The following is a 1,259-nucleotide window of genomic DNA, read 5'->3' on the forward strand; positions in this document are numbered from 1 at the left end:
GGATGCGGTTCTCCGGATAAGTCGGATCGATCGGAATGTAGGCGCCCCCTGCCTTCAAAATACCCATGATGCCGACAATCATGTCAATCGATCGCTCCGTCATCAGGCCGACTAGGCCGTCTGCCATCACACCGTTACTGCGTAAAGTACGCGCCAGACGGTTCGCTCGCTCATTTAATTCACGGTAGGTCACTTGCGCTCCTTCAAAATATACCGCTACCTGCTCCGGTGTCTGCAAGACCTGCTCCTCAAACAACCCGTAAATCGTCTGCTCATGTGGATATGCTGCTGTCGTGTCACACCAAACACCCAGCAGTTGCTCTCGTTCCTGCCCGGTTAATATATCCAGCTCGCAAATCCGCCCAGCTGGATTGATCTTGATTTGCTCCAGCAGTTGCAGCAAATGCCCCTGAATCTGTTCTACCCTTTCATAGTCATATACCTGGGCATTGTAACCAAAATGAACTCGTAGCGTCTCTCCCGGTAACACCACGATGTTAAAATCATAATTCGTCTGCTCAACCGCTCCTGCTCCGGTTATTTTAAAATCAGCTTCCTCTCTTTCACCTAATTGCTCAATTTGTTCATCCACCGGATAGTTCTCAAATACCATAATATGATTAATCAGTTCCACTTTTTGCTCTGCCTGTGCCTGAATCTCATAGAGTGGGAACGTTTCGTATGTTCCCGAAGCAAGCGCCCGTCGCTGAGTTTGCTTCATCAGCTCTGTAAATGCAGTTGCTTGTCCGCCTTGAATACGGACGGGGACCGTGTTAATGAATAGTCCAATCATCTGCTCTACTCCCGCAATGTCTGCTGGACGTCCCGATACCACGCTCCCGAAAACGACATCCTCTGTGCGATTATACTTTTGCAACAAAACACCCCAGGCTGTTTGCATCAGCGTATTTATCGTTACCTGTTCTTGCTTTGCCAGCTGCAGCAGGGCCGTTGTCAGGTCTATACCCAAATCAAATTCCAGATATTCGGCCTCATATCCCTGGGTCTTCCCTGTTTTGGCCTGCGGCAAGACCGCCGTCTCCTCATAGCCCCGCAGGTAATCGTTCCAATACTCAGCTGCTTCCTGACGGTTCTGCCCCTCCAGCCATTCGATGTATCGGCTGTATGGTGTTACCACGGGCAATTGCGGTGGCTTCCCTTCTGTAAGGGCGGTATATCCTCCAAAGACTTCGTTAGTGACCAGCGACAAACACCAGCCGTCCATTATGATGTGGTGAAAGCTCCATACAAAATGGTAT

At 49.9% G+C, this 1,259-nt stretch carries 1 protein-coding gene; it reads right to left on the reverse strand.

Features of this window, described 5'->3' with window-relative positions; all coding sequences use genetic code 11:
• Positions 1 to 1,210 (reverse strand): condensation domain-containing protein (locus AC5ELV_RS26275; protein ID WP_493432455.1); only part of this gene is annotated, 1,210 nt, incomplete at its 3' end.
• Between the last annotated feature and the right edge of the window lie 49 nt (positions 1,211 to 1,259).

The sequence above is a fragment of the Paenibacillus sp. NMA1017 genome, assembly GCF_058895805.1.